Genomic DNA, 4,693 nt, shown 5'->3' on the forward strand with positions numbered 1-4,693 from the left:
GGGGGGGGTAGCGAAAGCCCTCTAGGTCAACGTTTTGCTAAGAAAGTAGGTGTCATCTAATGGCAATCTACTTTCAAGGCAAAAAGGTTGTTCCATATTTCAATGGTAAAAAAATTGGCACTGCATATTATCACGGTGTGAAAGTATATAGTAGTGTAATAAATCCAGGATCTGTCATCTGGAAGTCGCTTGATCCACGAGGTCAAGCGTTTGGACAATCGTTAAAAGAAATCGGCACTGGTAAAACGATTGGTGTTGTTGAAAGCACAATTACAACCAGTAATGTAAACAATTTGGTAAACGGCATAATAATCAAAACGATTACCTATGCAGAACAAGATTCTGTAGATACTGCTGAAGTGTTGTCTGGGAGTGACATTAATCCTGAGACAATTGTTACTAAAAAAATTTCAAAAAAGCAACTTGCTAGTCCATCGCTTTACCAACAGGTTAGTGGGCTATGCAGTAACTATATTCAATGGGTTGGTAACACAATTCAGTTCAGTTTTAAGTCGAATGATGGCAATGGAAATGGTACTCGAATGAGCGGAAATATTGATAGCTATGATTGGTTGATGATTCAATCGATCACAGCATATTGAGAAACACAGAATTAACGGACACCGGTTAGCACCCCGGTGTTTTTATATTGATGTAAGGGAGATGGGATAATGATTGACTCGCTTAAAGCGAACCCATTTCATGTAGTAATTGGATCTGTTCAAGTCGCGATCGGTATTTATCTAATTATTCATGATTCATATTTTAGCTGGCCGCCAATTGTTGCAGGGGTTGCTAATGATGACATTGTTGGCGCCACCTTTGTAGTATTGGGGTGCTTGATGCTTGCATGGGTTTTGGATAAACGTCGTTCTGCGAGGGAGAATCATATTGTGTTAGCTCTCTCAGCTGGTTTTATGACAGCACTGAGTCTTTATCAATTAGTACATGTTCTTATTTTGGGTGTCGACATGCCGTGGATTAGTAATGCTGCACTAGCCGCGATAATCATGCTTCTTGCCAGGCGGAGCGACTCAGAGTGAGTGCATGGGGGGAATTTTTGCATCAGATCAGTCCTTTTGCGACAGCGTTGGGGGGATTACTAGCAGCATGGTATACCTACCATCTTTCGAAGAAGAAATCTGATCGTGAGGGTTGGAAAGAGCTGTATTTTGAAATGAAACGTCGTGCTGAAGCGGCTGAGCATGAAAACAATGAATTACGCAATGAAGTTGACAGGTTGAAACTAAAAAATGTAAAGAGGTAATTGCAATGCATATTCTACAAAGTATCACGGATATTTTTAACTGGTTAGAAAGCACGGGCATCCTGGCAGCACTGGGTGCGTTTGTTTTAGTCGTCATTAAGCAGGTTCAACCGTATTTGAAGACTCACATCAAAGAAAAACAAATGGCTCAATTGACTGATTTTGCTCTCGCAACTGTCACGAAGTTTGCACAACTTGCCTCATTGTCAAAGTCTGATCGTAAAAAAGCTGCACTTCAAGATGCCACCAATTTTGCAAAGCAAATGGGACTTACATGGGCAACCCCTGAACTAATTGATTCGATCGTTGAGTCAGCATATCAGCATTTCAAGAAGCTCGGATATGATAACCATTTACCCGTAAAAACAGAGGCACCCTCAGAAACAGCAGATGCACAATTATCAACGAACGAGCCTGAAGCTGCAGCAGAACACGTTTCTCAACAACCCCAAACTGATGTAGTAACTCAGCCAGCAGCATCTACCAGGACACAATCAGAAAATAACGGAAGTGATGCAAATGTCTAAATTAGTAATTGATATTGCCAGTTATCAAGGGACTTCAGTTTCGTACTTCAAGACATTTAAAGCACATGGTGTTGATGCTGCTATGGTGAAATTGACTGAGGGAACGAATTATCTCAATCCAAAAGCATCAGCACAGGTGGCAAATGCGTATAAGGTTTTTGGGGCCGTCGGCGCATACCATTTCTTTCACGGCAATGGTGCCGCTGAGGCGAAATATTTTCTTGCCTGGGTTAAGAAATTTGGCTTGGACAAATCAACAGTGTTGGCAATTGATGTTGAAGCATCTGGTTTGCCATACAATACCACTCCACAGGTCAATGCATTTCTGCGTTGTCTGTTGAATGCCGGTTATAAGAATGTCATTACTTATGGTAGTGGATCGTGGTTTAATTCTGGGCGCATTAACCGCTCTCAATTGATTGATAAGCATATTTGGGTTGCAGCCTATGGTGTGAGTCAACCTGGAGTTGCCAATGCGAACGCCTGGCAATATACGGATAACTTCTATGGTGTCGACTGCTCATATGATTTTGATGGGTCGCTATCCGGAAGCAAAACGGTTGAAAAACCTTCCTATTATGTGACTCCTGGGCTGTATCAGGTTCGATTAAGATGGTTACCAGTTTATAACACGATGGACTTTAAGAAATCAGACGAGCGATACACTCGCTACGGGATCGGATCGCGTTTCTGGGCAACACCAGTTAAGCATGGCAAAATCACTAGGCTTCACATAAACGGTCAAGGCTATGTATCCAGTAATAAGCTTTATGTAAAGTTCTTGAAAAAAGCGAAGACTAAATGACATTCAAACATTGAATGTGTTGATACAACTGTGTTTCTACAAGAAATTAAATGATTATCAAAAGATAGCGTTCACTCCTTAAATGGGTGGACGCTTTTTTGCGTCTTCTGATAAAGTAAAGTCTGAGACTGAGTCAAAATCAAGCCTCTCTTAAACCATCTTTAAGCGACACTACCAATTATTAAGCTTGAACTTTATCATGTAATATCAATTGTCATATGTCACCATGCGTGATATATTTTATGTTAAAGGGGTGACTTATATGAAAGAGGTTATGAAATTTGTAAATTGGTTTAGGGTCCATAATAATGCTGATCTAAAACAGTTTGATTTTGCTGAGCCATTGACACAGATGAAAGTAATGAAGCTTCTTTATTACGTTCAGGGTGTTAGCTTAGCAGTTGATAATGAAAAAGCATTTCCTGAAAAAATTGTGGCTTGGAAATATGGGCCTGCAGTTGAAGAAGTGCATAAAAAGTATATTGGGCAGCGAAATATTACCGGTACAATCAGCCAGGAAGATTTGGATGATTATCACGAAATCGAACACGATCCGAAACTAAGAATTGTTGTTAACGCAGTTCAGAGTTCATTCGGTGATAAATCGGCAATTGAATTGATGCATCAAACACACCACGAAACTCCTTGGAAAGAAACGCCCCAAAGCAATGAAATTTTGCCACAGCTGATGAAAGAATTCTTTTTGAAGGAAGTCGTTGAGGTCAAATGACAAAACAGTTTTCGATAAAAAAGAAGTCGGCTGACCAGACGACAAAGATAATAATTCCAAGACACTTCACCCCCACAAGATTGACGTTTAATTTTTCTTTCTTGACGCACGATAAAAAATATAATTTTAACAATGTAGGATTTAATAAAAATGTGAAGTCGACCTTTTTGAACACTTTACTTCGTTTGTCATCTGATGATCTTGTCGCTATATACAATTATCCTAAAGAAACCGGACTAGAGAAAATGGATGAATCTAAAATGCGTTTTTCACTGAACACTGAATTCTCCAACTCTGACCGAGATAAAGACTGTTTGGATGGTTTATGGGTATTCAGAATGAATACAAAAGGCCGTGTAATTGGAAAAATTCAAAATACGACGTTTTACATTATGTGCGTTGATACATCTTTTGACGCATATGATCATGGAAGTTAGCTTACTCCTTCATTGGGGTGGGCTTTTTTTGTGTATAAATTAAGTTTGGGAAATCAGACGCATTGGTACATAAGTGTTACAGCCGTTATGAGCTTAATTGAGGAAGAGAAAATAAATGCAAAAGAGGCTTGACATTATATACTATCGATAGTATTGTTAAAGTATGGAAAGGAGGTAAAGGTGTTGAAATTAGCAAAAGAAATCCTTGAGATGTTCGCAACATTATCAACTGGAAGCCTAGCAACTTACACATTGATAAAAAGCATCATCAAGGATTTCAAAAAGAAAAATAAGAAATAGGATTGAGGGGCAATGCCCCTTTTTCCCATACACTATTTTAACACCTAACCAAAATGAAAAATATTAAGTATGGTCTTATATTGATTGGCTTGATCCTAAGTTGGCTGTTTCTTGGATCGATGAAATGGTTGGCAATTATCGTTTTGGGGCTATATACAGTTTGGAGCGTAAACAATGACAGAGAATAAACAAACGCAGTCTAACAAGAAGTGGCAAGAAAAAAATAGGGAGCATGCACGTTATTTGAGAAATCGAAGTACTGCCAGAAACTTTGTTAAAAAGCAAGCGACAGCAGACGATATTCAGGAATTGGAAGAACTAATTAAACAGCGTAGAAAAGAATTACTGGAAAAACAATAGAAATGACTAAAGAATTTGATTAAACAGAAAGATGCTCGTAATGGGTATCTTTTTTAGTCTTCAAAATGTGATAACCACTTTGGAAAATCAGTTAACATTTCGATCTCAAACGGGTCTTCCAAAATCGTAATTGAACCATCTTCACGACGTAAGTACAATTTGTTATCAATTAATTCGTTTTGATCCATGATCCTCACCTCCTGTAAGTTATTTACGCAAAAAAGCTGGGATATATTGCACATATTTAGTAATTCTCATTGAAATGAC

General features: G+C 38.7%; 9 protein-coding genes. 8 read left to right on the forward strand and 1 reads right to left on the reverse strand.

What is annotated here, in order from left to right; translation table 11 throughout:
* The first annotated feature begins 59 nt into the window (after nt 1–59).
* From FD17_RS12720 to FD17_RS12755, 8 genes are all read left to right on the forward strand, one after another.
* Nucleotides 60–602 carry a hypothetical protein gene (locus FD17_RS12720; RefSeq protein WP_057826554.1) on the forward strand — a complete coding sequence of 181 codons (543 nt, stop codon included), beginning with the start codon at nt 60–62 and terminating at the stop codon, nt 600–602.
* Nucleotides 603–671: 69 nt separating this feature from the next.
* Nucleotides 672–1,043, forward strand: a complete 372-nt coding sequence (locus tag FD17_RS12725) for a hypothetical protein (RefSeq protein ID WP_057826555.1) — start codon at nt 672–674, stop codon at nt 1,041–1,043.
* 17 nt (nt 1,044–1,060) lie between these two features.
* Nucleotides 1,061–1,267: a hypothetical protein gene (locus tag FD17_RS12730; protein ID WP_057826556.1), complete on the forward strand. Its 207-nt coding sequence runs from the start codon at nt 1,061–1,063 to the stop codon at nt 1,265–1,267.
* 5 nt (nt 1,268–1,272) lie between these two features.
* Nucleotides 1,273–1,794 carry a phage holin, LLH family gene (locus FD17_RS12735; protein WP_057826557.1) on the forward strand — a complete coding sequence of 174 codons (522 nt, stop codon included), beginning with the start codon at nt 1,273–1,275 and terminating at the stop codon, nt 1,792–1,794.
* On the forward strand, nt 1,787–2,599 hold the full coding sequence (locus tag FD17_RS12740; RefSeq protein ID WP_057826558.1) for a GH25 family lysozyme: 813 nt from the start codon (nt 1,787–1,789) through the stop codon (nt 2,597–2,599). The genes FD17_RS12735 and FD17_RS12740 overlap by 8 nt, the downstream gene beginning before the upstream one ends.
* Nucleotides 2,600–2,873: 274 nt before the next feature.
* On the forward strand, nt 2,874–3,329 hold the full coding sequence (locus FD17_RS12745) for a Panacea domain-containing protein (protein ID WP_235803233.1): 456 nt from the start codon (nt 2,874–2,876) through the stop codon (nt 3,327–3,329).
* The gene (locus FD17_RS13500) at nt 3,326–3,766 is read left to right on the forward strand and encodes a hypothetical protein (RefSeq protein WP_057826560.1); all 441 of its coding nucleotides are present in this window, start codon (nt 3,326–3,328) and stop codon (nt 3,764–3,766) included. The genes FD17_RS12745 and FD17_RS13500 overlap by 4 nt, the downstream gene beginning before the upstream one ends.
* A 474-nt stretch (nt 3,767–4,240) precedes the next feature.
* Nucleotides 4,241–4,426: a hypothetical protein gene (locus FD17_RS12755; protein ID WP_057826561.1), complete on the forward strand. Its 186-nt coding sequence runs from the start codon at nt 4,241–4,243 to the stop codon at nt 4,424–4,426.
* A gap of 53 nt (nt 4,427–4,479) precedes the next feature.
* Here FD17_RS12755 and FD17_RS13525 read toward each other — a convergent pair whose 3' ends face one another.
* Nucleotides 4,480–4,614, reverse strand: a complete 135-nt coding sequence (locus FD17_RS13525) for a hypothetical protein (RefSeq protein ID WP_268872143.1) — start codon at nt 4,612–4,614, stop codon at nt 4,480–4,482.
* Nucleotides 4,615–4,693: the final 79 nt, after the last annotated feature.

It is taken from the genome of Lentilactobacillus sunkii DSM 19904 (genome assembly GCF_001435575.1).
Taxonomy (GTDB): domain Bacteria; phylum Bacillota; class Bacilli; order Lactobacillales; family Lactobacillaceae; genus Lentilactobacillus; species Lentilactobacillus sunkii.